Origin of the sequence: Brevundimonas denitrificans (assembly GCF_030160755.1) — a bacterium.
GTDB classification, from domain to species: domain Bacteria; phylum Pseudomonadota; class Alphaproteobacteria; order Caulobacterales; family Caulobacteraceae; genus Brevundimonas; species Brevundimonas denitrificans.
Genome location: NZ_BSOY01000238.1, coordinates 1 through 532, shown reverse-complemented (window position 1 = coordinate 532; position 532 = coordinate 1). Strand labels below are relative to the sequence as shown.

Below are 532 nucleotides of genomic sequence, written 5' to 3'. Positions count from 1 at the left end.
GGGCATGCCTGTCCGACAGCATGGCCAGCGGCGGATATCCGGCGATTTGCAGGGCCAGTTCCTCGGCGACCTGACGGGCGGTCCCTGTGGGAACCACGCGGGTTGCCAATCCCATGGCAAGGGCCTCTTCTGCGGAAACGGGCTTGCCTGTGATCATCATGTCGAGGGCATTGCCCATACCGATAAGGCGGGGCAGGCGGGTCGGGGTGCCGTCACTCATGGGGACGCCCCAGCGGCGACAGAAGACGCCAAACACGGCATCCTGTTCGGCAATTCGAATATCGCACCACAAGGCAACACCAAGCCCGCCAGCAACCGCATGTCCGGCGACCGCGGCGATCACCGGTTTCTTGCAGGGAGCGTGAAGGGGGCCATCCACATGGCCCGCCCACGCCTTGTAATCGGTGCGTTTGGAGGTTTCCTTCAGGTCCGCGCCTGCGCAGAAAGCCCCGCCAGCACCGGTCAGAACCGCGACCTTTTGCCGGTCGTCCTGCTCGAAGGTGCGAATGGCGTCTGTCAGCAGGGCGGTCGT

1 protein-coding gene is annotated in these 532 nt (G+C 64.7%); it reads right to left on the bottom strand.

Annotated elements, in window-relative coordinates; translation table 11 throughout:
• Positions 1-532, bottom strand: a 532-nt coding sequence (locus tag QQJ79_RS15965) for an enoyl-CoA hydratase-related protein (protein WP_284223928.1), incomplete at both ends; no start/stop codon positions are given.